This window comes from Arthrobacter caoxuetaonis (assembly GCF_023921125.1).
Lineage (GTDB): Bacteria > Actinomycetota > Actinomycetes > Actinomycetales > Micrococcaceae > Arthrobacter_B > Arthrobacter_B caoxuetaonis.
The window spans coordinates 2,637,276-2,659,367 of record NZ_CP099466.1 but is presented as its reverse complement, the minus strand read 5'-3'; the positions used below and the strand labels follow the sequence as shown (position 1 = coordinate 2,659,367).

Below are 22,092 nucleotides of genomic sequence, written 5' to 3'. Positions count from 1 at the left end.
GTTTAAGCACCGAATGTGTACTATGGGCGCCCCCTCCCGGGACGCGGGCCCGTAGCAGTGGGTTCTTCAAACTCCTGAAGGAGAGAAATGACTGAGCGACCAAGTGCCGAGCTGCACTATGGGACCGAACCGGGCGACAAGCTCGAACTGCCCCGCATCGCGGCCAAAGAAGGCAACGACGGGTTTGACGTCTCAAAGCTGCTGAAGCAGACCGGGACGGTCACCTTCGACCCGGGCTTCATGAATACCGCGGCAACCACCTCGGCGATCACCTACATCGACGGTGACGCCGGCATCCTGCGTTACCGCGGGTACCCGATTGAGCAGCTGGCCAAGCATTCGAGCTTCCTCGAAACCTCGTACCTGCTGATCTACGGCAACCTGCCCACGCCTGCGGAACTTGATTCCTTTGACCAGCGCATCCGCCGCCACACGCTGCTGCACGAGGACCTGAAGGGGTTCTTCGGCGGTTTCCCGCGTGACGCCCACCCGATGCCGGTGCTTTCCTCCGCCGTCAGTGCGCTGTCCACGTTCTACCAGGACTCCCTGGACCCGTTCGACGAAGAGCAGGTGGAACTCTCCACCGTCCGCCTCATGGCGAAGCTCCCCGTCATTGCTGCCTACGCGCACAAAAAGAGCATCGGCCAGCCCATGCTCTACCCGGACAACTCCATGAACCTGGTGGAGAACTTCATGCGGCTCTCCTTCGGCCTGCCGGCCGAGCCGTACGAACTGGATCCGAAGCTGGTCAAGGCACTGGACCTGCTGCTCATCCTGCATGCGGACCACGAGCAGAACTGTTCGACGTCGACTGTGCGCCTGGTCGGCAGCTCGAACGCCAACATGTTCGCCTCGATCTCCGCAGGCATCTCCGCGCTCTTCGGCCCGCTGCACGGCGGCGCCAACGAAGCCGTCCTGAACATGCTCCGCGACATCCAGTCCACCGGCATGGCGCCGGAGGACTTCATGGAGAAGGTCAAGAACAAGGAAGACGGCGTGAAGCTCATGGGCTTCGGGCACCGCGTCTACAAGAACTACGACCCGCGCGCCAAGATCGTCAAGGCAACCGCACACGAGATCCTCGCGGACCTCGGCGGCAACGACGAACTGCTGGACATCGCGATGCGCCTCGAAGAGAAGGCCCTCGCGGACGACTACTTCATTGAGCGCAAGCTCTACCCGAACGTCGACTTCTACACCGGGCTGATCTACAAGGCCATGGGCTTCCCGGAGAAGATGTTCACCGTGCTGTTCGCCATCGGACGCCTGCCGGGCTGGATTGCCCAGTGGCGCGAAATGATGCAGGACCCGCAGACGAAGATCGGCCGTCCGCGCCAGCTTTACACGGGCCTCCCGGAGCGCAACTACCCGGAGCGCTAAACCCCAGGATCAAAAAGGCCGTGCCCGCATGCACCAGGTTGCGGGCACGGCCTTTTTGTTTCCCCCACCCACACACACACGAGAGGCCAGTTACGGCTCCTTTGACGTCTCAAAGGAGCCGTAACTGGCCTCTCGGCGGGAAGACGGGGTTAGGAGGCGTAGCCCTGCGGGTTCTGCTTCTGCCAGTTCCAGTGGTCCCGGCACATGTCATCCAGGGAACGGCTTGCGGACCAGCCCAGTTCAGCCAGGGCAGCGGACGGATCGGCGTAGCTGACGGCGGCGTCTCCGGGCCGGCGCGGAGCAAATTCGTAGGGCACGTCCTTGCCGGCAGCCTTGGAGAACGCAGCCAGCACTTGAAGGACCGAGGAACCGTTGCCGGTGCCCAGGTTCCACCGCTTGACGCCCTTGCGGGCAGCGATGTAATCCAGTGCCGCCAGATGGCCTGCGGCAAGGTCAACCACGTGGATGTAGTCGCGGACACCTGTGCCGTCCGGGGTGGGGTAGTCGTTGCCGAAGACCATGACCTTCTCACGGCGGCCCACGGCGACCTGTGCCACGAAGGGCAGCAGGTTGTTCGGCACACCCGTGGGGTCTTCGCCGATGCGGCCGGATTCGTGGGCGCCAACGGGGTTGAAGTAGCGCAGCAGCGCGATGCTCCAGCGCTCATCTGAGGCGCCGAGGTCGGCCAGGATGTCTTCGATCTGTTCCTTGGTCCGCCCGTAGGGGTTTACGGCGTCCATGGGCATCTTCTCGACCAGCGGCACTTCTTCGGAAGCACCGTAGACCGTGGCGGAGGAGCTGAAAACGATGGTCCGGACGTCATGTCGGTCCATGGCTTCGAGCAGGTTCAAGGTGCCGGCAACGTTGTTCCGGTAGTAGTGCAGCGGCTTGGCCACGGACTCGCCCACGGCCTTGAGACCGGCGAAATGGATGACGGCGTCGGGGGAGTGGGTGGCGAAGATATCCTCGAGCGCCTGCGGATCCAGCAGGTCTGCCTGGACAAAGTCGGCAGTGCGTCCGGCCAGCTCTGCCACCCGCTCCAGGGACGTGGTGCTGGAGTTGGCCAGGTTGTCCATGACGACGACGTCATGTCCCGCGTTGAGCAGTTCCAGGGTGGTGTGGGAGCCGATGTACCCGGTTCCTCCGGTGACTAGTATGCGCATACATCCAGCCTAGCGGCTTGCCAAGCGGTCACTTTCCTAGCCGACGGCCACGGGGGCGACGTGGATGGCGACCTGGGTGGCCGGTGCATCCGATTCGGCCCACTCTCCGGTGCCGCGGTTCCAGGTCCGGGAGTCATAGGCCACTTCGTTGATGTCCAGGGCCTTGGCGTTGGCTACGGCCCACTGCGCCAATGACCAGCCGTACTCACCCTCCGCAGCCACCAGCAGTACGTCTCCGAGTACCACGGCCTGCTGCTCGCCATAGACGTAGGACATCGCGGAGAGCACTGTCTCCGGGTTTCCGGGGGCGGCCGCCGGATTGAGCCGGCAGGTCAGGGCGGCGGGTGACTGTCCGGTGAGCGCCGAGGCGAAGGCACGGCCCTCGGGCTCATGGTCGGCGTAGGCATCCGGGTAGGCGCTGCGCTGGACCGTCTGCGCTGCCACGGTGATCGGCAGGTCCTGGTAGCCGGGAACCTTCTCCAGCGCGTTGTAGAACGCGTTGGCCGCGTAGACCGGATCCATCACCTGCTCTTCGGTGCCCCAGCCCTGGGTGGGCCGTTGCTGGAACAGGCCGCGGGAATCGGGCCCGGCTGTGTCTCCGTAGCCGATGTTGCGCAGCCCGGACTCCTGGACCGCCGTCGCCAGTGCAATCGACGCCGCCCGCGGAGGCAGTCCGCGGGCGACGGCGACAGCCGTGATCGTGGCGGCGTTGGAAGCCTGTTCCGGAGTCAGCGAAAACGTTCCCCCGTTCGCTGTTGCGGTGCACCGCTCCCTAAAGGGTTTCTCATCCCCGGAATTGGCCGCCAGCACCAGGAGGTACAGGACCACTGCCGCAGCGAAGGCGGCCGCCAGCAGCAGGACGGTGACGCCCTTCCGGCGGGTTGGAAGCTGCGGGGTGCGGTAGCCCACGGGCTTCCTCCTTGGTGCGCTGCCTAGTTGGCGTGCAGCGCTTCGTTCAGTTCGACGGTGCGGGCCAGGCGGGGGAGGACCTCGACGGCGCCGGAAACCGAATTGCGGCGGAAGAGCAGGCCCGGGACGCCGGAGAGTTCTGCTGCCTTGACGGTCCGGACGTCGCCGGATTCGGGGTCGAGAACGTTGACGCGCGTCCCCGCTGTGACATAGAGGCCCGCCTCAACCACGGTGTCATCCCCGATGCTGATGCCCACCCCGGAATTCGCTCCGAGCAGGACACGTTCCCCGACGGTGATCCGTTCCTTGCCGCCGCCGGACAGGGTTCCCATGATGGATGCCCCGCCGCCGACGTCGCTGCCGTCCCCGACGACCACGCCGGCAGAAATACGGCCCTCAACCATCGATGTCCCCAGCGTGCCCGCGTTGAAGTTAACGAATCCTTCATGCATGACCGTGGTGCCCTCGGCGAGGTGCGCGCCCAGGCGCACGCGGTCGGCGTCGGCAATGCGGACACCCGTGGGCAGGACGTAGTCCACCATGCGCGGGAACTTGTCCACGCCGAAGACGGTCACAGCACCGCGGGCGCGCAGGCCAACGCGGACGCGGTCGAAGCCGGCGACCTGGCAGGGGCCGAAGTTCGTCCAGACGACGTTGGGCAGCACGCCGAAGATCCCGTCGAGGTTGATGGTGTTCGGAGCGGCCAGCCGGGCGGACAGAACGTGGAGGCGCAGGTAGGCGTCTGCGGTGGAGGACGGAGCGGCGTCCAGGTCGATTTCCGTTGCCACGACTTCACCGCGGGTTCCGCGGACTTCGTCGGCCATGGCTTCGGCTGCTGTGCCAAGCTCTGCCGCCAGGGCCGGATCGTCCGTCAGCCCGGCAAGACGGGGCTGCGGGTACCAGACGTCGAGGACAGTGCCGTCAGCTGCGACGGTGGCCAGTCCAAGGCCGGAAGCGGTGCGGGCGGAAGGGTCTGAAGCGGGGATCGAAGTCATGGGATCAAGTCTACCGAGCGGTAGTCTGGAGCGGTGACCGTATTACCGCATAAGCATCTTGACCTGCAGGGCGACGTCGCTGCCCTCACCGCCGCCCTCATGGATATCGAAAGTGTTTCCGGCAACGAAGCTGCCATCGCTGACAGTGTGCAGTCCGCTCTGGAGGCGCTGGACCATCTGGAGGTAGTGCGCGACGGTGACTCCATCATGGCCCGCACCAACCTGGGCAGGCCTGAACGGGTGATCCTGGCCGGGCATCTGGACACCGTTCCGCTCCCCGCAGTCCCCGGTTCCAGGGGCACTGTGCCCTCGAGCTGGGACGGTGAGGTGCTGTACGGCCGCGGCGCCACTGATATGAAGGGCGGCGTGGCCGTCCAGCTGGCTCTTGCCGCCGGGCTTACTGAACCCAACCGGGACATTACGTTCGTCTTTTACGACCACGAAGAGGTTGACGCCTCACTCAGCGGGCTGGGCCGGCTGGAGAAATCCTTCCCGGAATGGCTGAAGGCAGACTTTGCCATCCTGCTGGAACCGACGGACGGAACCGTCGAGGGCGGGTGCAACGGCACCATGCGTTTCCAGGCCATGACCACCGGCAAGGCAGCCCACTCGGCACGGGCATGGATGGGGGAGAACGCCATTCACGCGGCAGCGGAGATCCTGGTGCGCCTGCGCGATCACGAGCCGGCCACTGTCAGGGTCGAAGGACTGGACTACCGGGAATCGCTGAACGCCGTAAAGGTCCACGGCGGCACGGCCGGAAACGTCATTCCTGATTCCGCCGTCGTGGAAATCAACTACCGGTTCGCTCCGGACAAGGACCTGGAGCAGGCAGAGGCCTATGTCAGGAACCTGCTGGACGGATTTGACCTGGTCCGCACCGATGCCTCCGCCGGGGCCCGCCCCGGCCTGGACCGGCCCGCGGCGGCCAGCTTCGTTGCCGCAGTCGGCGCGGAACCCAAACCCAAGTACGGCTGGACCGACGTCGCGCGTTTCAGCGCTTTGGGTATTCCGGCCGTCAACTTCGGTCCGGGAGATGCGCTGCTGGCACATTCGGACAATGAGCACGTCAGTGCCGGTGCCATCCGTGAATGCCTCCGTGCGCTGGAAACCTGGCTTACGTCCTAGGCTTCTTCACCGAGATAGCAGAAAGTGCCCTTTAGAAGTTTCTAAAGGGCACTTTCTGCTATCTCGATGGAGCGGAGGCTAGCGCGTCGGCGCGGGAACCCCTTCGGGTTCTATGGCGTCCTCTGTCCGCAGCAGTGTCCCGGCACGTGCACCGAGCCGGCGCGAGAGGCGCTGGGCGGCGAAGGTCAAGATCATGTTGAGGATGATGAAGATCGCCGCCGTGACCAGCAGGGCGGGCAGGATGTTACCGTCACCTGCCGCAAGGCGCCGGGCGAAGACCAGCAGTTCGCTGTAGCCGATGAAGGCACCAAGGGCCGAGTCCTTCAGGATGACGACAAACTGGCTCAGCAGTGCCGGCAGCATGGCTACCAGTGCCTGCGGAACCTCGATGACGCGGAGGGACTGGCTTCGGGTCAGGCCAATCGCCAGTCCAGCCTCGCGCTGTCCCTTTGGCAGCCCGAAGACGCCGGACCGCACGAGCTCGGCAATCACGGAGCCGTTGTACAGGGTCAGGGCCAGGACGACGGCGACGAACGGAACATCCGCCGGTGGGACGGGCGTGGACTTCGAAAGGAACTGATAGAAGAAAATCATCATCAGCAGCACCGGCACGGCGCGGAAGAACTCCACGACCAGACCGGCGACCCAGCTGATGGCCCTGACCGAAGACAGGCGTCCCAGGCCAAAGATGAGGCCGAACGCGATGGACGTGACGATCGCGACGCCGGCGGCCTGGAGCGTGGCCAACAGGCCCGGGAGCATGTTGTACTGCCAGGTGTCGGCTTCCAGGAACGGCGTCCACTTGGCTGCCTCGAACTGGCCCTTGTCCGCCAGACCCTTCACGACCAGCGCAAGCAGGGCCAGGATGAACAGCGTGCCAAGGATGTTGCCGAGGAGGATGCGGCGGCGGGCGCGCGGCCCGGGGGCGTCAAAAAGGACACTCTGGCTCATCGGGCCACCGCCAGTTTCTTCGAGGCCCAGGTTGTCAGCAGGCCGATGGGGATCACGATCAGCACAAAGCCCATCGCGAAGGTCAGGAAGATCTGCGTCATAAGATCCGGGCGGAACTCGATCATGGTCTTCATGAGGCCGGAGGCTTCAGCCACCGAGGCCACGGCGGCGACGGTGGTGTTCTTGGCCAGTGCGATCAGGACGTTGCCCAGCGGTGCGACGGCGCCGCGGAAAGCCTGCGGCAGGATGACCAGCCACGCTGCCGGCAGGAAGGACAGTCCAATGGAACGGGCGGCTTCAGCCTGTCCCAGGGGGACGGTATTCACGCCGCTCCGGATGGCTTCGCAGACAAACGCTGCGTGGTAGATGGAGAGCGAGAGCACCGCCAGCCGGAAGAAGTTGAGTTGAAAGTCGCCGGAGAGGTTGACCTGCAGCTGGGACCACAGGGCAAGCGTGCCGAAGACCATGATGATGGTCAGCGGCGTGTTCCTGAAGATGTTCACGTATGCAGTGCCGAACCAGCGAAGGCTGGCGATCGGCGAAATGCGCATCACGGCCAGGATGGTGCCAAGCACCAGGGACCAGAGCGCTGCCCAGAATGTCAGTTGGATGTTGACCCAGAAGGCCCCGATGACGTCGTATTCGCCAAAGAGCTCGAGGAAACCTTCCATATGTCACCTCTTCCGTAAAAATGTGTGGAGCGGAGTTCGGGGCAGGGCTTGTTGCCCTGCCCCGAACGTTGCCGCCGAAACCCGGCGGAGGTGGCTTGCTTAGGCGCAGGCGTCCATGGCCGGCGGGTTCAGCTCAGCGTTGAAAGCGTAGTCAGCACCCTCGGTGTTCTTCTTGATGGCTTCTTCCCAGGCGCCGTCTTCGATCATCTTCTCGATGGCAGCGTTGATGTCTTCACACTTGTCGCTGTCCTTCTGGATGCCGACGCCGTACTTCTCCTCGGAGAAGGTGTTGCCGACTACCTTGAACTGGCCCTTGTTGGCATCAGTGGCAGCCAGGCCGGCCAGGATGATGTCATCGGTGGTGACGGCGTCAATGGAGCCGCCCTGCATGGCGGTGACGCACTCGGCGTAGCTGGGCTGCTCCACCAGGTTCGCCTCGTTGGCCAGGGTGTCCTTGACCTTCTGGGCCGAGGTGGAGCCGGTGACGGAGCAGAGGGTCTTGCCGTTGAGGTCCTCGGGGCCCTTGATCTCGCTGTCATCAGCGCGGACCAGCAGGTCCTGACCGGCGACGAAGTACGGTCCGGCGAAGGCGACCTTTTCCTTACGGGTGTCCGTGATGGAGTACGTTGCGAAGATCATGTCGACCTGGTCGTTTTCCAGCATGTTCTCGCGCTGTGCGGACGGGGTCTCGATCCACTCAATCTGGTCTTCGCTGTAGCCCAGTTCCTTGGCGACATAGGTGGCAACGTCGACGTCGAAGCCGGCGTAGGAGCCGGCGTCAGCGAAGCCGAGGCCCGGCTGGTCGAACTTGATGCCGACGCGGATGGTTTCGGCGTCGCCGGAATCTGCGGAGTCGGTGCCGGCGTCGCTGCCGCAGGCGGACAGGGTCAGTGCGGCAGCGGCTGCCATGGCGGCAACTGCGTAACGGGTAGTGCGCATTTTTTCTCCTTGCATTGCGGCGGAGGTCCGTGGGGACCACCGCCTCTGCCTCAAAGGGTGGATAGAACGGGGGTGCCTAGTGGGCGAGGATCTTGCCGAGGAAGTCCTTGGCGCGGTCGCTCTTGGGATTGGTGAAGAACTCTTCGGGAGCTGCCTGCTCGACGATCTGGCCGTCGGCCATGAAGATCACGCGGTCTGCTGCCTTGCGGGCGAAGCCCATCTCATGGGTAACCACGATCATGGTCATGCCCTCCTGGGCCAGCTCGACCATGGTGTCCAGGACCTCGTTGATCATTTCGGGGTCCAGTGCGGAGGTCGGCTCGTCGAAGAGCATGACCTTCGGCTTCATGGCCAGCGCCCGGGCGATGGCAACGCGCTGCTGCTGTCCGCCGGAAAGCTGGGCCGGCAGCTTGTTGGCCTGGTTGTCCACACCAACGCGCTTCAGCAGCGCCATCGCCTTTTCCTTGGCCTCGGCGGATTTCATCCGCTTCACCTTGATGGGACCGAGGGCCACGTTGTCCAGGATCGACTTGTGGGCAAAGAGGTTGAAGGACTGGAAGACCATTCCGACGTCGGCACGCAGCTTGGCCAGTGCCTTACCCTCGGCGGGCAGGGCTTTGCCATCGATGCTGATCTCACCGTCGTCGATGGTTTCCAGCCGGTTGATGGCCCGGCACAGGGTCGACTTTCCCGAGCCTGAGGGGCCAATCACGACGACGACTTCGCCCCGCGCCACATCAAGGTTGATGTCCCGCAGCACGTGGAGGTCCCCGAAGTGCTTGTTTACGTTCTTCAGCGAGACGAGGGGTGCTGCTTGTTCAGGCACCGGCTGCCCTGATGTTGTGTCACTGGTCATAGGTAGAAGATAGCGAACAAATCAACCCCCGTTGTCCCCGATCGCTTGCGGGCAGACAAATCGTGACGCAAGAGAAACCAAATGACAGCCGTTTCACAGTTGCCAAACTGAGGTGCGCACCACATGCAGCCGCTAGCCTGTAGGGATGGCAATCAGTGACGAGCAAGGCATTTCGCGCCCGGTATCGGCAAAGCGGCGGGGACCAGTGGAACTGCGCAGGGGACAGGCACGGGTTCCGCAGTCGGACAGGTTCCTGCTGGACACCCAGGACGGATCGCATTTCACGCACACCGATCCCTGGCGCGTGCTGCGGATCCAGAGCGAATTTGTTGAAGGGTTCGGAACCCTCTCCGAGCTCGGCCCTGCAGTCAGTGTCTTCGGCTCCGCCCGCAGTCTTCCCGGCTCGCGCTGGTACCGGATGGGGGAATCCGTGGGCAGGCTTCTTTCCGAAGCAGGGCTGGCCGTGATCACCGGCGGTGGACCCGGATCCATGGAAGCCGCCAACAAGGGCGCCGTGGAAGCCGGTGGCGTCTCGGTTGGCCTGGGCATCGAACTGCCCTTCGAGACAGGCCTTAATGACTGGGTCGACCTGGGCATCAACTTCCGGTATTTCTTCGTCCGCAAGACCATGTTCGTCAAATACGCACAGGGCTTCATTGTGCTGCCGGGCGGTTTCGGCACGCTGGACGAGCTCTTCGAGGCGATGACGCTGGTCCAGACGCAGAAGGTGACGTCATTCCCGATCGTGCTGGTGGGGACGGACTTCTGGTCGCCGCTGCTGGAATGGGTCCGAGGGAGCCTGCTGGAGGAAGGAATGATCTCCGCCAAGGACCTGGAGCTGCTCCACGTGGTGGATGACCCGGCCGAGGCAGTCAAACTGATCATCGCCGACAGCGCAGGCCACGTTTCGCTCTAGCGGGCAACAGCAGGGCCCGCGAATGTCGGCAACGCTGATTGCTGCAGAGGCAGGATCTGCGACGATGGTTCGGTGATCATCCTGCTGGCCTTCCTTGCCCTCGCCGTCGTCGGCGCAGTTGCCGTTGCAGTAGCCGGACGGATCGGTCCCGGCCGCTGGCGGCGCACTGCCGCCGGCGCATCAGACCCGGATTTCCTGCACGGGCCCGGAGACACGGCAGCGCTGGGAGAGCCGGATCCGCGCCTTCCACCTGTGCTCCTGCCCGATCATCCGGATGCTGCCGACGTAGGCAGGCTCCGCTTCTCCGTCGCTTTCCGCGGGTATCGGATGGACCAGGTCGACGAGGTGCTGGAGCGCCTGGCCGCGGCCCTGCAGGACCGGGACGAGGAACTGGCCCGGCTGCGGCGTCCCTGCACGGCGGACACCCCCGCGCAGGACCGGCGGGAGGACCCGCCTGCCGCCTCCGGCGGCGCCGGCTCGGAACAGCTCCGGTGACCGCCCAGCCTGGCCCCGACGGAAGGCTGCGGTGCCCGTGGGCACTGGCCAGCGCTGATTATCTGGCCTACCACGACGATGAATGGGGCCGGACGGTGCGCGGCGATGCCGCGCTGTTCGAGAGGCTCAGCCTGGAAGGATTCCAGGCGGGGTTGAGCTGGATCACCATACTGCGCAAACGGCCGGCGTTCCGAGAAGCCTTCCGCGGCTTCGATCCGGAAGCAGTAGCAGGGTTCGGGGACGTTGAAATCGCGCAGCTCATGGCGAACCCGGGGATCATCCGGAACCGCGCGAAGATCCAGGCGACAGTCAATAACGCCAAGGCCCTGCTGTCACTGCCGCGGGGTGAATCCCTGGCGGACCTGCTGGAGCTCCACCGGCCGCAGCCCGGCCCTGCTCCCCGCACCTCCGAGGACATCCCGGCATCCACTCCCGAATCCCACAAGCTGTCCCGCGAACTGCGGGCCCGCGGGTTTCGGTTCGTCGGGCCGGTGACGGCCTATGCCATGATGCAGGCGACCGGGTACGTCAATGATCATCTGGCCGCCTGCGCGCTGCGCGGCGACGGATAAGGGCCCGGACCCCGGTCTCGGCGCCCGCGACACGCTGGGGATTGTGGCGTCAGACACACCGAAATTTCGCCTGCTTAGCATTTGTGCGGAATAATGATCGCAAATGCGGCTCGGTGCCCTAAATAACGGGTGATGCCTTCCGCAGCAGTAATGGTGACTACTCGGGGAATAACCCCGAAGTGCACTTTTGAAAGGGGAACTTCAAGATGGCTGCGATGAAACCGCGTACGGGTGATGGACCCATGGAGGTCACCAAGGAGGGGCGCAGCCTGATCTTGCGGGTTCCCATCGACGGCGGCGGACGCCTGGTTGTGGAACTGAACGCCGAAGAAGCCGGCAAGCTCAAGGAATGCCTCCTCGGCGTCACCGGCTAGGCTGGTTGCATGCGTCCTCCCCGGCAGATTTCCAGGCCAACGGGTACCTTGCAGGTTTCCCGGAAGTCCATGACAAACGTCAGCGGCCTTGCGCCGCTTGATCCGCGCTCCGGTGAACCGGGAGATGGCACAGGCCTTAACCCGGCACCCGGGGAAGGCGTGGATGTCCTGGCCGTGGCGATAGCGCCCGGTCCCTCATCTGAACCTGCCCAGGAGGGTGCCGGCGACGGCGCCCGTCCCGTGCCGGAGCCGCGCCGCGGTGCGGTTGAAGCTGCAGTCCGCTACGGAATCGACGTGGCCTCCCGGGCCGACGCCGCAGGTATCAGCGGCAAAGCCGGTGAGCACCTGGTGGTGGAACCGCCGCGCGGGAAGGCAGACCTGCCTGGGAAACTGATCTACCTGGGCGTGGGGGATGAATCCCACCAGAGCCTCCGGCGGGCGGGAGCCTGCTTGGCCCGTGCGACATTCGGGGTACAGCGTATTCGCACCAGCGTGGTCGACGGCCTGCCGCTGCAGGCACAGCAGGCCTTCCTGGAAGGTTTCTTCCTCGGTGGCTACCGGGCGCCAAAAACCGGGGTATCGGCGGCAGCCAAGCCGATGGCCGTGAACCTGGAAGTCACCGGCTTGAACCCGCAGGCCCTGGTCCGCGCAGAAACTGCGGCCCGTGCGGCGTGGCTGGCCCGCGACCTCACCAACACTCCGCCGGATATTGCCACGCCGGCCTGGATGGCTGAACAAAGCCGCGCCGTGGCCGAAGCCTCCGGCCTGGAATACGAGGAATGGAATCCCGTCCGCCTGGCGGCCGAAGGATTTGGCGGCCTGATGGCAGTGGGGTCGGGATCCTCGCATGGTCCGCGCCTGGTGTGTGTGACCTATCGGCCGGGAACAACGGCTGCAGCGACAGCCGGGAAGGCGTCTAAGCCCGGGAAGGCCGGCGGGGTGGTCCTGGTCGGGAAGGGCATCACCTTCGACTCAGGCGGAATTTCCCTGAAGCCCCGCGAATCCATGCCTGCCATGAAGATGGACATGGCCGGATCCGCCGTCGTCCTCTCCGTGGTGCAGGCCGCAGCGGAACTCGGCCTGCCGTTCGAAGTCACGGGCCTCCTGGCCCTGGCTGAGAATGCGATTGGTGCTTCGTCCTACCGCCCCGGAGATGTCGTGCGGACTTGGAACGGCACCACGGTGGAAATCGGCAACACCGATGCAGAGGGCCGGATGGTCCTGGCGGACGCGCTGGCCTACGCAGCGGACCAGCTGGACCCTGAAGTCCTGGTCGACGTCGCGACTCTCACGGGAGCCGCAGCACTCGGCCTGGGAAAGCGGCACGCAGCTCTCTTCGGTAACCGTTCGGATCTTCTTTCGGCCTTTGAAGCGGCTGGCAGCAGTTCCGGTGAACCGCTGTGGCAACTGCCCCTGGTGCCGGATTATGACTATCTGCTGGAGTCGGACACAGCGGACCTGGCCCATGTTGCACCGGTCGGCGCCAAAGCGGGCGGAGGGGCGATCCTGGCCGCACTGTTCCTCGAGAAATTCGTTGGTGAGACACCCTGGATCCACTTGGATATTGCAGGCCCCATGGAAGTCGGCTCTGACACCAACGAATACTCCAAGGGTGCAACGGGATTCGGGGCACGGCTCCTCATCGCCTTCCTCCGTGCCCGTGCTGCCCGGACCCTGGCGGGGCTGGACGCTTCCTAGAAGCGTCCCCGCGCCCGGGTTACCGGCGTGCGAGTTTCACGGCGAGCTGCAGGCCGTCGCCGGTCGGCAGGAGTGCGGAAACCAGTTCGTCGTTTTCCCGGATGACCTTGCCGACCTGCCGCATGGTGTTGGTCAGCGGCTCGCGTGCAGCCGGATCAGCAACCCTGCCGTTGTCGAGGGCACCGTTGACGATCAGCAGTCCGCCCGGTTTCAGCAGCCGCACCGCCTGATCGGTGTAGACCGCGAAGTTGGGCTTGTCAGCATCGATGAAGACCAGATCGTAGGCGTTGTCGGTAAGCCGGGGGAGGACCTCTGCCGCCCGGCCTGAAATGGTCCGGGTGCGGTTCCCCGGGATACCGGCCTCCGAGTAGGCCTGGCGGGCAGCGCGCAAGTGATCGACGTCGATGTCGATGGTGGTCAGGACGGACTGCCGGCTCAGCCCGCGAAGCAGGCAAACTCCTGATACGCCGGCACCGGTTCCGATCTCCACGACGGTCTGGGCTTTCGAAGAGGCTGCCAGTACGGTCAGCGCCGCTCCGACTCCGGTGCTCACCGGCGCGACTCCCAGCTCGTGCGACCGTTCGCGGGCACGGAGCAGGACTTCATCCTCGAAGGGCAGCGCCTCGGTGTAGGACCAGGTCGTCTGCTTTTCGGCGCTCATGGATGCAGGTCTCTTTCGGTTTGATGCGGTGGTGTGTGGAACCGGCGGTGGAATCCGGCGTCGGAAATCCCTGTCCGGGCTGCCCGGCGGATGTCGGATGCATCCAGCCAGTACAAGCTTAAGGCCCGCCGGACCCTAATTCCCTCCGGCACGGCCGTGCGGCGCCGGCGAATCGGCCCGGAACGCGAATGCGGGGCTACTTGTGTGCCGGCGCCTAGCGTGCTAACAGCAAATTCCCAGAAAGATGCGCGAACATGGATTTCGAACTTGCTGAGATCGCGTGCCCCTACACAGCCAAACCTGGAAAGGGCAAGTGCCTTGCGCTGTGAAGGGAGGAGAACCGTGACGGGATCAGTGGACGTTGCAGCCCCTGCACCAGAGGACGCCGATTGGGTACGTCCGTCCTGGCAGGAAGTGGTGGAAGCGCACTCGGCAAAGGTGTACCGGCTGGCCTACCGGCTCACCGGCAACAAGCACGACGCCGAAGACCTGACGCAGGAAGTCTTTGTCCGCGTCTTCCGCTCACTGGCGAACTTCCAGCCGGGTACGCTGGACGGCTGGCTGCACCGCATCACCACCAATCTGTTCCTGGACCAGGCCCGGCGCCGAAGCCGGATCCGGTTCGACGGCATGAGCGAGGAAGCAGAAAGCCGGCTCCCCAGCCAGGGCCCCGGCCCGGAGCGGAGCTTCGAGTTCAATAATCTTGACGTAGACATCCAGCGGGCGCTGGAAGAGCTGCCGCCCGACTTCCGTGCCGCCGTCGTCCTGTGCGACCTGGAAGGGCTCTCCTACGACGAAGTAGCGAAGGCCCTGGGCGTAAAGCTCGGCACAGTGCGTTCCCGGATCCACCGGGGACGCACCATGCTCAAGGAAAAGCTTGCACACCGCGATCCTGCCCAGCGCCGGGCGCCGTCGGTAGGCCTGAAGATGCCCCGCGTGGCGGGAGCGAACTAGGCACAATGCGCCACCCGAAACGACATCTTCGCGAGTTCCTGGACGCTGAGCTTCCGCACCGCAAACAGGCCGCTGTCCAAGCGCACTTGGAGCACTGCGCCACTTGCCGGTGCCTGGTGGAAGAGGAACGCCGCCTGCGGAGCCGCCTCCGCGCGATGAACATCCCAGCGCCCGGGGAGGATTTGGCCCGGAGGATCGTAGCCGGTCCGGGGAGCGGGACTGTTCCACCGGAACCTGCGGCACCTTCGCGGCCGGGCAGATATGTGCTGGCCTTCGGGAGCGTCCTGACGCTGGTCTCCGGCTTCGTCCTCGCCGGGGCCTATGTTCTGGGCACGCTGGCTGATGAGCCGCTCACCGCGCCGCAGCAGGCACACCTGCTGGCAGGCTGGAATGACATTGCGGAGGAACCGGAGGACGAGCTGTCCTCCGAGGAGCTGGCTGAGCTGCGGAATTCGGGGTGGTCCTGCCCGGAACTGGCCGAACTGGGGTTCACGGTGGAAAGCGCCCGGACCGAGACGGTGGCCGGGCGCCCTGCTGTCGCCCTGGTGCTGGTACGCGGCGAAGAGAAAATTTTGCTCTACGAACAGCGGCCCTGGCAGGGAGGGAAGAACAACGAAGTCCTGCACGCGGTCAGCGGCCGTCCCGTCGCCGAGGCTGGGTTCACCGCGCAGGAGGGCACTCCGACGGCACCGCGGATCTGGCAGGCGCCGTCCCGGCCGGGCGAAGCGGTCCTGTCTACCGGAAATGTGACGTACACGCTGGCCTCATCTGCTCCCGCTGAAACGATGACCGGCGCTGTCAGCGAACTCTCACTGAGTGAGTCTGCACGCCTGCTGGTTCCCGCTTCGGACGGGGAAGACACTGCTGTGCAGCGGATCCTGCGCGGCCTGTCGGTTCTTGCCGGAGCCGGGGGATCACTGTGAGCCCATTCTCTGAGTGGCTTGTTTCCTTCGGGAAAAGGTAACCTTCAAACGTGTTCGGAATAAATGGCAGTGAGCTCATCGTGCTGGCGATCCTTGCCGTTGCCATTCTTGGACCCGAGCGCCTGCCGGAATACGCTTCCCAGCTGGCCCGCCTGGTGCGCGAGCTGCGCCGGATGGCCACCGGGGCAAGGGAACAGCTTCGTGAAGAAGTCGGTCCCGAAATTGATGACGTCGACTGGCGGAAGCTTGATCCGCGCCAGTATGACCCGCGGCGGATCATCAAGGAAGCACTGCTCGACGACGTCGAAGAAGCCGTGCGGCCGGCGTCGGCTCCGAATCCAGCCCGGCGCCCCGCAACGGTGACGGCCACCGCAGCCGCGGCAACGGCGGCAACAGCAGCAACTGCGGCAGCTCCGGCTGCGGCCGCAGCCTCCATGCCCGCTCCGCCTTTCCAGCGCCTCGAGCGCCTGGGCGAAGGGGAAAGAGCGCCCTTCGACGTGGAAGCAACCTAGCCGTCCCCTCAGACGGACCCTTCCAACGCCCTGGCCACAGTCAGGAACGCGGGGAAACCCCCAGATTCAGCCCGGAAAGGCCGCGCGGACGGTTGGCGAGCGTTGCTGCGATCCTGCGCAGTTCGGCCCCCGCGCTTTCCGGTTCCACGGCGGACTCATCCAGGACCACAGGCAGCCCGGCGTCCCCGCCTTCCCGCAGGCGGACATCCAGCGGAATGCTTCCGAGCAGCGGAACCTCATACCCCAGTGCCGTACCCAGGCGTCCGGATACCAGCGCACCGCCGCCGGAGCCGAAGAGCTCCATCCTTTCGCCTCCCGGCAGCGGCAGCCAGGACATGTTCTCGATGACGCCGGCAACCTTTTGTCCGGTCTGGGCCGCCACCGTTCCGGCGCGCTCAGCCACTTCGGCGGCAGCAGCCTGCGGGGTGGTCACCACAAGGATCTCGGAGGAGGGCAGCAGCTGTCCCACGGAGATCGCGATGTCACCGGTACCCGGCGGCAGGTCGAGCAGGAGCACGTCCAAATCGCCGAAGTAGACGTCAGTGAGGAACTGTTCCAGGGCCCGGTGCAGCATGGGGCCGCGCCAGGCGACTGGCTTGTTGCCGTCGAGGAACATGCCGATGGAGATTGTCTTGATGCCGTACGCGACGGGAGGCAGGATCATTTCGTCGACGCGGGTCGGCGGCGCAGTGATTCCCAGCAGTCCCGGAACGGAGAAACCGTGGACATCGGCGTCGATCACTCCCACACGAAGCCCGGACGCCGCCATCGCTGCTGCCAGGTTGACCGTGACCGTTGACTTGCCCACACCGCCCTTGCCGCTGGCAACCGCGTAGACGCGGGTGAGGGAGCCGGGCCGGTTGAACGGTACTCCGCGCTGGCCGCCGGGACCCCGGAGCCGCGTCTTGAGTTCTTCCCGCTGTTCCGGGCTCATCACATCGAGGTCCACGCTGACGGACGTGATGCCCGGGACAGCTGAGAGCTCGCGTTCGACGTCGGCGGTGATGGTTTCGCGCAGCGGGCACCCGGCGATGGTGAGCAGGACACCGATCCGGGCCGCGCCGCGCTCATCCACCTCGACGCTGCGCAGCATTCCGAGTTCGGTGATGGGCCGGCGCAGTTCCGGATCGATGACCCGGTCCATGGCCGTGCGGGCCTTCTGGTGCAGGGAGGGGTCAATCTGGTTTGCGGGCACCGCCTAGTCGTCTCCTGCGCTCTTGGACAGCGAAGCGGATCCATCCGGCGTACGGCGCCGCTGCTGCCCGCGCCGCTGGCCCTCGTCCCGGGCATCGTTGGCCTCGATCAGCTCTTCGAGCAGTCCCCGGATCTCGGAACGTACATAGTCACGGGTAGCTACCTCGCGCAGCGCAATGCGCAGCTCGGCAATTTCGCGGGTGAGGTACTCGGTGTCGAGGAGGTTGCGTTCGGCACGTTCCCGGTCCTGCCGCATGGACACCCGGTCGCGGTCATCCTGCCGGTTCTGCGCCAGCAGCAGCAGGGGAGCGGCGTAGGAAGCCTGCAGCGAAAGCATCAGGGTCAGCAGGGTAAAGCCCAGGGCCACGCTGTCGAAGCGCAGCGGCTCAGGGCCCCACGTGTTCCAGACGAGCCACAGGACGCAGAACACCGTCATGTACAGCAGGAACTGCGGGGTGCCCATGAAGCGGGCGAAGTTCTCCGTGGCGTGGCCAAAGGCATCGGGGTTTGGGGACAGCCGGGGGAACCACCTGGTTCGGGCGGTGCGCGGAGTGTCGAGGCCGTTGGTACGGGGATGGTTCTTCTCAGCCATTGTTCCTTCCCTGCCACGTTATGGGGCCGGTTTCATCAGAAGCGCGCCAGTCATCCGGAAGCAGATGGTCCAGCACGTCGTCGACGGTGACGGCTCCCACGAGCCGCCCGGCGTCGTTCACTACCGGCAGTGAGTTCAAGTTGTAGGTTGCGAGCATCCGGGAGATTTCGGCGATGTTGGCGAAATCCCGGACGGCCTCCAGATCCGTATCCAGGATGTTGCCCAGTGCTTCGGGCGGCGCCGTGCGCAGGAGCTGCTGGATGTGGACGACGCCGAGGTAACGTCCGGTCGGGGTCTCAAGCGGCGGCCGGCAGACATAAATGGAGGATGCGAGGGCCGGAGTCAGTTCCTCCCGGCGGACATGGGCCAGGGCCTCGGCGACGGTGGCTTCGGGCGGAAGAATGACCGGCACCGGCGTCATCAGCGAACCGGCGGTGTCTTCCTCATACTCCAGCAGACGCCGCACGTCCCGGGCATCTTCCGGTTCCATCAGCTGCAGGAGCTCTTCCTTCTGCTCCTCCGGCAGCTCGTTGAGGAGATCGGCGGCGTCGTCGGGATCCATTTCCTCCAGCACGTCCGCAGCGCGTTCCAGATCCAGGGACTGCAGGATCTGCACCTGGTCATCATCCGGAAGTTCCTGGAGCACGTCTGCCAGGCGCTCGTCCTGGAGTTCGCTGGCCACTTCGATTCGCCGCTTGCCGCTCATTTCGTGGAGCGCCTCGGCAAAGTCCGCAGCCTTCAAATCGTCGTGCTGGGCGACGAACTGGGTTGCGGCCTGGGGGCCGGTGATATCCCAGTGGCCGATTTCAGCCCAGTCGACGATCAGCAGCTCGCCGCGCCGCCGGAGGCCGCGCAGCCGCGACGGCGAACCGCCGCGCCGGACGAAAAGACTTGAAACGTGCCAGTCTCCCGCACGGTTCTGTTCAATGGCGATGTCCTCCACGGTGGCGTCGCCGCTTCCGTCCGCCAGGGACACCTTGCTGTCAAAGAGCTCGGCGACAACCAGCATTTCCGCACCGCGCTGCTGGAAGCGCCGCAGGTTCACCAGGCCGGTGCAGATAATCTGTCCGGGATCCATGGAGGTAATGCGCGTGATGGGCACAAAGACGCGTTTCTTGCCGGGTACTTCCACCACGATTCCGACCGCCTGCGGAGGACGCCCGGCGCCGCGGTCCAGCACGACGGCGTCCCGCAGGCGCCCGAGCCGGTCGCCGAGGGGGTCGAAGACGTCGAGGCCCAGCAGCCGTGCAACGAAGACGCGCGTAGGATTTGTGCTCACCCTACTTAGGCTACTTGGCGGCAGCAGGATCGGCGTATTCAGGCGCGGAGAGAGCGTGGCCGCGTTCACTGCGAGCGATACATCCACCCACTGGCGGCACAACTGCGAAACAATGGGGGAATGTCGAACCTCTTTGGCGCTTCTGCGCAGCGTGATCCGGGACGGACCTTGCCCAGGGGTGAGCTCGTGGGCCGCTACACGGCCTACCTTGATGCGCAGAAGGCCGTCGACTACCTGGCTGACTCCAAGTTCCCGGTCCAGAACGTCACGATCGTGGGCAACGAGCTGAAATCCGTGGAGCGGGTGACGGGGCGGCTCACGTACCCCCGGGTCGCCTTGTCCAGTGCCGCAACGGGAGCCTGGTTCGGTCTCTTCGTGGGACTGGCACTCATGCTCTTCGGCGGTGGTGACTCCTACATTTCCCTGATCCCCTCCATGGCGCTTGGCGCGGTGTTCTGGCTCCTGTTCGGAGTACTGGCCTATGCCTTCCAGCGTGGCCGCCGCGACTTCACGTCCACGAACCAGATGGTCGCGACCAGTTACGACGTCGTTGTGTCACCGGAAGCGGCGCACGAGGCGCGGCGCCTGCTGGCCCAGCTGCCCATGGTGGGCCAGGCCGGACACCCGGCGCCGGGTGCGCCGTTCCAGCAGCCGGGCCAACCGCAGCCCCCGTACCAGCAGCCTCCCTACCAGCAGCAGCCGCCGTATCAAGGCCAGCAGCCAGGGCCTGCGCCGGAGCGCCCGTCCACCTGGGCCGACCCCTACGGCACCCGCGATGCCGGACGGCGTGAAGCCCCTGCCGCCGGAACAGACGCCGCGGGATCCCGCGGTCCGGCCGAAGTCCAGTCTCCACAGGCCCCCGGCACGGGAAGCGGGCAGCCGCAGGCAGGCCCGCGCGCCGGGGAAACACCGCGCGGGCAGTTCCCCGACCTTCCGGACGGCCGTCCCCGCTACGGGGTCCGGCTTCCCCAGGGTGCGCCGAGCCACGCCCCTGCGGCAGGGAATGTCGCTTCTGAGCCGCCGCAGCCAGCACAGGACACGCCTCAGGGCCAGCCCCCGGCGGGCCAGGACAGTGCCAGCCAGGGCAGCGCCGGCCAGAACAGCGCCAGCGGGGAGCAGCAGGACCAGCGCGGCTAAGCACCCCCGCCGCAAGCCACACACAAAGAACGCCCGGCCAGGGAAACCCGGCCGGGCATTCTTGTCCCTCCCATGGGCCGGCCGCCAGCGGCGGGCCCACGGGAGCTGGGCCTAGGAGGCGGCGTAGATGCCTGCCATCCAGTCTTCGACGTCGTCGGGATTCCGGGGCAGCGCCGAGCTCAGGTTTTCCGCGCCGTCGGAGGTGATCAGCACGTCGTCTTCGATCCGGACGCCGATCCCGCGGTATTCCTCGGGAATGGTGAGGTCTTCTTCCTTGAAGTAGAGGCCGGGTTCGATGGTGAACACCATGCCCTCTTCGATGATTCCGTCCAGGTAGAGTTCCCGCCGGGCCTGCGCGCAGTCATGCACGTCCAGGCCGAGGTGGTGGCTCGTGCCGTGCGGCATCCAGCGGCGGTGCTGCTGGCCCTCCTCGGACAGCGCTTCCTCCAGCGAAACCGGAAGCAGGCCCCAGGACTCGAGGCGCTCAGCCAGCACCCGCACGGCAGCGGCATGCACGTCGCGGAACTTGTTGCCCGGCCTGGCAGCTGCGAAACCGGCATCTGCGGCGTCCAGCACGGCCTGGTACACACGCCGCTGGACCTCGGAGAACGTTCCGTTGACCGGCAGGGTACGCGTGATGTCGGCGGTGTAGAGGCTGTCTGCTTCCACTCCGGCGTCCAGGAGAAGCAGGTCTCCGGCGTGGACGGCACCGTTGTTGCGGATCCAGTGCAGGACGGTCGCGTTGTTGCCGGAAGCAGCGATGGTGTCGTAGCCCAGGTCGTTGCCTTCCTCACGGGCCCGGGCGAAGAACGCGCCTTCGACGACACGCTCACCGCGCGGATGGGTGATGGCACGGGGGAGTGCCTTGACGACCTCCGTGAAGCCGTTGACCGTTGCAGCCACCGCTTCGCGCATTTGGGAGATTTCCCAGGCATCCTTGACGAGCCGGATTTCAGAGAGCGCTTCGGTGAGCTCCTCATCCTTTGCGTCCAGGGCGCTGAAATCCATGTTCTCCGGGTCCATCGCCGTGTTGTAGCGGACGGTATCCACCAGAGCATCGACCATCTCGTCGACCTTGCGCAGCAGGCGGACGGAGACGCCGCCGAACTGCGGGTCACCCACGTTGCCCGTGATGGCTGTCTCCGCGCCGGACATGTCGTGCGCGGGCAGTCCTGTGAGCGCGCTGATGTCGGCCAGGCCCAGGCGGGAACCGATCCAGAACGCGCCGTAACGGGCGTTGGAATAGAACTCTTCGCTGTCCGTGCCGGCCAGCGGCCGGAAGTAGAGGGCGGCGGTGTGGTTTCCGCCGTCGTCGCCCGTGCCTTCTTCCACTGGTTCCATGACCAATACGGCATCCGGCTCATGGTCCAGGCCCAGCCCCGTCAGGTGGGCGAAGCCGGAGTGCGGGCGGAACCTGTAGTCCGTGTCGTTGGAGCGGACCTTCAGCGGCCCGGCGGGGATAACCAGCCGCTCGCCGGGGAACCGCTGGGACAGGGCACGGCGGCGGGCAGCAGCGTAGGGCGCCGCCTCTGACGCTTCGGGCAGGGCATCGGATTCAGGGGCCCAGCCTGAGGACATGAAGTCCTTGAACGCCTGCGAGGTAGGGCGCTGGGAACGGTTGTTCACCCGGTCCTCGAGCGGCTGCCCCTCGGACAGTTCTTCGAGGCCGGACTCGGCGGGGTTCAGGGAATTGGCATCAGTAGTCACCCGTCCATGCTCTCACCGCGTCTGAAGACAGCCAAACATCCGTGGACGGCCCGGGCCCGGCATGCCGCAGGACCAGGGGAGCGCCG

General features: G+C 65.5%; 23 protein-coding genes and 1 pseudogene. 12 read left to right on the top strand and 12 right to left on the bottom strand.

Going from position 1 to position 22,092, the window contains the following annotated elements; genetic code table 11:
* The first annotated feature begins 87 nt into the window (after positions 1-87).
* Positions 88-1,380: a citrate synthase gene (locus NF551_RS12170; RefSeq protein WP_227894415.1), complete on the top strand. Its 1,293-nt coding sequence runs from the start codon at positions 88-90 to the stop codon at positions 1,378-1,380.
* A 149-nt stretch (positions 1,381-1,529) separates the two neighbouring features.
* Here the strand turns inward: NF551_RS12170 and galE are convergent, their stop codons facing one another.
* Genes galE through dapD form a run of 3 tightly spaced genes read right to left on the bottom strand, consistent with a single transcriptional unit; the run spans position 1,530 to position 4,447 of the window.
* Positions 1,530-2,543, bottom strand: a complete 1,014-nt coding sequence (galE, locus tag NF551_RS12165; protein ID WP_227894416.1) for a UDP-glucose 4-epimerase GalE — start codon at positions 2,541-2,543, stop codon at positions 1,530-1,532.
* Positions 2,544-2,579: 36 nt separating this feature from the next.
* Positions 2,580-3,452 (bottom strand): hypothetical protein, encoded by an 873-nt coding sequence (locus NF551_RS12160; protein WP_227894417.1) that lies wholly within the window; start codon positions 3,450-3,452, stop codon positions 2,580-2,582.
* Positions 3,453-3,475: 23 nt separating this feature from the next.
* On the bottom strand, positions 3,476-4,447 hold the full coding sequence (gene dapD, locus NF551_RS12155; RefSeq protein WP_227894418.1) for a 2,3,4,5-tetrahydropyridine-2,6-dicarboxylate N-succinyltransferase: 972 nt from the start codon (positions 4,445-4,447) through the stop codon (positions 3,476-3,478).
* Positions 4,448-4,480: 33 nt separating this feature from the next.
* On the opposite strand from dapD, the gene dapE reads away from it, so the two are divergent.
* Positions 4,481-5,575 carry a succinyl-diaminopimelate desuccinylase gene (gene dapE / locus NF551_RS12150; RefSeq protein ID WP_227894419.1) on the top strand — a complete coding sequence of 365 codons (1,095 nt, stop codon included), beginning with the start codon at positions 4,481-4,483 and terminating at the stop codon, positions 5,573-5,575.
* A 78-nt stretch (positions 5,576-5,653) separates the two neighbouring features.
* On the opposite strand, the gene NF551_RS12145 is transcribed toward dapE, so the two are convergent.
* The 4 genes from NF551_RS12145 to NF551_RS12130 form a co-directional block, all read right to left on the bottom strand.
* Complete coding sequence (locus NF551_RS12145) at positions 5,654-6,526, bottom strand: amino acid ABC transporter permease (RefSeq protein WP_227894420.1); 873 nt, start codon at positions 6,524-6,526, stop codon at positions 5,654-5,656.
* Complete coding sequence (locus NF551_RS12140; protein ID WP_227894421.1) at positions 6,523-7,197, bottom strand: amino acid ABC transporter permease; 675 nt, start codon at positions 7,195-7,197, stop codon at positions 6,523-6,525. Before NF551_RS12140 ends, NF551_RS12145 begins: the two co-directional genes overlap by 4 nt.
* Positions 7,198-7,296: 99 nt before the next feature.
* Positions 7,297-8,136, bottom strand: a complete 840-nt coding sequence (locus NF551_RS12135) for a glutamate ABC transporter substrate-binding protein (RefSeq protein ID WP_227894422.1) — start codon at positions 8,134-8,136, stop codon at positions 7,297-7,299.
* Positions 8,137-8,212: 76 nt separating this feature from the next.
* On the bottom strand, positions 8,213-8,992 hold the full coding sequence (locus NF551_RS12130; protein WP_227894423.1) for an amino acid ABC transporter ATP-binding protein: 780 nt from the start codon (positions 8,990-8,992) through the stop codon (positions 8,213-8,215).
* A 145-nt stretch (positions 8,993-9,137) separates the two neighbouring features.
* Here NF551_RS12130 and NF551_RS12125 point away from each other — a divergent pair, with 145 nt between their 5' ends.
* From NF551_RS12125 to NF551_RS12105, 5 genes are all read left to right on the top strand, one after another.
* Positions 9,138-9,908 (top strand): LOG family protein, encoded by a 771-nt coding sequence (locus NF551_RS12125; RefSeq protein ID WP_227894424.1) that lies wholly within the window; start codon positions 9,138-9,140, stop codon positions 9,906-9,908.
* 72 nt (positions 9,909-9,980) lie between these two features.
* The gene (locus tag NF551_RS12120) at positions 9,981-10,403 is read left to right on the top strand and encodes a DivIVA domain-containing protein (RefSeq protein WP_227894425.1); all 423 of its coding nucleotides are present in this window, start codon (positions 9,981-9,983) and stop codon (positions 10,401-10,403) included.
* On the top strand, positions 10,400-10,975 hold the full coding sequence (locus NF551_RS12115; protein WP_227894426.1) for a DNA-3-methyladenine glycosylase I: 576 nt from the start codon (positions 10,400-10,402) through the stop codon (positions 10,973-10,975). The genes NF551_RS12120 and NF551_RS12115 overlap by 4 nt, the downstream gene beginning before the upstream one ends.
* A 206-nt stretch (positions 10,976-11,181) precedes the next feature.
* Positions 11,182-11,349 carry a DUF3117 domain-containing protein gene (locus NF551_RS12110; RefSeq protein WP_083521353.1) on the top strand — a complete coding sequence of 56 codons (168 nt, stop codon included), beginning with the start codon at positions 11,182-11,184 and terminating at the stop codon, positions 11,347-11,349.
* A gap of 69 nt (positions 11,350-11,418) precedes the next feature.
* On the top strand, positions 11,419-13,047 hold the full coding sequence (locus NF551_RS12105; RefSeq protein WP_227894427.1) for a leucyl aminopeptidase family protein: 1,629 nt from the start codon (positions 11,419-11,421) through the stop codon (positions 13,045-13,047).
* 19 nt (positions 13,048-13,066) lie between these two features.
* Here NF551_RS12105 and NF551_RS12100 read toward each other — a convergent pair whose 3' ends face one another.
* A complete protein-coding gene (locus NF551_RS12100; RefSeq protein ID WP_227894428.1) occupies positions 13,067-13,708 on the bottom strand; it encodes an O-methyltransferase in 642 nt (213 codons plus the stop codon).
* A 342-nt stretch (positions 13,709-14,050) separates the two neighbouring features.
* On the opposite strand from NF551_RS12100, the gene sigE reads away from it, so the two are divergent.
* From sigE to NF551_RS12085, 4 genes and pseudogenes are all read left to right on the top strand, one after another.
* Positions 14,051-14,662, top strand: coding sequence for an RNA polymerase sigma factor SigE (gene sigE, locus NF551_RS12095; protein ID WP_227894429.1), 612 nt, complete (start codon positions 14,051-14,053; stop codon positions 14,660-14,662).
* Positions 14,663-14,667: 5 nt separating this feature from the next.
* Positions 14,668-14,760, top strand: a pseudogene (locus NF551_RS19055) (zf-HC2 domain-containing protein); the annotation flags it as partial.
* Between the two features lie 57 nt (positions 14,761-14,817).
* On the top strand, positions 14,818-15,585 hold the full coding sequence (locus NF551_RS12090; RefSeq protein WP_227894593.1) for a hypothetical protein: 768 nt from the start codon (positions 14,818-14,820) through the stop codon (positions 15,583-15,585).
* Between the two features lie 50 nt (positions 15,586-15,635).
* Positions 15,636-16,097 (top strand): twin-arginine translocase TatA/TatE family subunit, encoded by a 462-nt coding sequence (locus NF551_RS12085; RefSeq protein WP_227894430.1) that lies wholly within the window; start codon positions 15,636-15,638, stop codon positions 16,095-16,097.
* A 40-nt stretch (positions 16,098-16,137) separates the two neighbouring features.
* Here the strand turns inward: NF551_RS12085 and NF551_RS12080 are convergent, their stop codons facing one another.
* The 3 genes from NF551_RS12080 to NF551_RS12070 are packed head-to-tail and all read right to left on the bottom strand — an operon-like array spanning position 16,138 to position 19,162.
* Complete coding sequence (locus NF551_RS12080; protein WP_231704220.1) at positions 16,138-17,241, bottom strand: P-loop NTPase; 1,104 nt, start codon at positions 17,239-17,241, stop codon at positions 16,138-16,140.
* A gap of 54 nt (positions 17,242-17,295) precedes the next feature.
* The gene (locus NF551_RS12075; RefSeq protein WP_227894432.1) at positions 17,296-17,883 is read right to left on the bottom strand and encodes a DUF1003 domain-containing protein; all 588 of its coding nucleotides are present in this window, start codon (positions 17,881-17,883) and stop codon (positions 17,296-17,298) included.
* On the bottom strand, positions 17,876-19,162 hold the full coding sequence (locus tag NF551_RS12070; RefSeq protein ID WP_227894433.1) for a magnesium transporter MgtE N-terminal domain-containing protein: 1,287 nt from the start codon (positions 19,160-19,162) through the stop codon (positions 17,876-17,878). Before NF551_RS12070 ends, NF551_RS12075 begins: the two co-directional genes overlap by 8 nt.
* A 120-nt stretch (positions 19,163-19,282) precedes the next feature.
* On the opposite strand from NF551_RS12070, the gene NF551_RS12065 reads away from it, so the two are divergent.
* Positions 19,283-20,299, top strand: a complete 1,017-nt coding sequence (locus NF551_RS12065) for a YflT domain-containing protein (protein ID WP_227894434.1) — start codon at positions 19,283-19,285, stop codon at positions 20,297-20,299.
* Between the two features lie 111 nt (positions 20,300-20,410).
* Here NF551_RS12065 and NF551_RS12060 read toward each other — a convergent pair whose 3' ends face one another.
* Positions 20,411-22,006 carry an aminopeptidase P family protein gene (locus NF551_RS12060; protein WP_423721136.1) on the bottom strand — a complete coding sequence of 532 codons (1,596 nt, stop codon included), beginning with the start codon at positions 22,004-22,006 and terminating at the stop codon, positions 20,411-20,413.
* Positions 22,007-22,092 lie beyond the last annotated feature (86 nt).

Coding starts and splice junctions, on each gene's coding strand:
- NF551_RS12170 (WP_227894415.1), top strand. CDS start 88: ATGACTGAGCGACCAAGTGCCGAGCTGCACTATGGGACCGAACCGGGC.
- galE (WP_227894416.1), bottom strand. CDS start 2,543: ATGCGCATACTAGTCACCGGAGGAACCGGGTACATCGGCTCCCACACC.
- dapD (WP_227894418.1), bottom strand. CDS start 4,447: ATGACTTCGATCCCCGCTTCAGACCCTTCCGCCCGCACCGCTTCCGGC.
- NF551_RS12145 (WP_227894420.1), bottom strand. CDS start 6,526: ATGAGCCAGAGTGTCCTTTTTGACGCCCCCGGGCCGCGCGCCCGCCGC.
- NF551_RS12140 (WP_227894421.1), bottom strand. CDS start 7,197: ATGGAAGGTTTCCTCGAGCTCTTTGGCGAATACGACGTCATCGGGGCC.
- NF551_RS12135 (WP_227894422.1), bottom strand. CDS start 8,136: ATGCGCACTACCCGTTACGCAGTTGCCGCCATGGCAGCCGCTGCCGCA.
- NF551_RS12130 (WP_227894423.1), bottom strand. CDS start 8,992: ATGACCAGTGACACAACATCAGGGCAGCCGGTGCCTGAACAAGCAGCA.
- NF551_RS12125 (WP_227894424.1), top strand. CDS start 9,138: ATGGCAATCAGTGACGAGCAAGGCATTTCGCGCCCGGTATCGGCAAAG.
- NF551_RS12110 (WP_083521353.1), top strand. CDS start 11,182: ATGGCTGCGATGAAACCGCGTACGGGTGATGGACCCATGGAGGTCACC.
- NF551_RS12105 (WP_227894427.1), top strand. CDS start 11,419: ATGACAAACGTCAGCGGCCTTGCGCCGCTTGATCCGCGCTCCGGTGAA.
- NF551_RS12100 (WP_227894428.1), bottom strand. CDS start 13,708: ATGAGCGCCGAAAAGCAGACGACCTGGTCCTACACCGAGGCGCTGCCC.
- NF551_RS12090 (WP_227894593.1), top strand. CDS start 14,818: ATGAACATCCCAGCGCCCGGGGAGGATTTGGCCCGGAGGATCGTAGCC.
- NF551_RS12080 (WP_231704220.1), bottom strand. CDS start 17,241: ATGGACCGGGTCATCGATCCGGAACTGCGCCGGCCCATCACCGAACTC.
- NF551_RS12075 (WP_227894432.1), bottom strand. CDS start 17,883: ATGGCTGAGAAGAACCATCCCCGTACCAACGGCCTCGACACTCCGCGC.
- NF551_RS12065 (WP_227894434.1), top strand. CDS start 19,283: ATGTCGAACCTCTTTGGCGCTTCTGCGCAGCGTGATCCGGGACGGACC.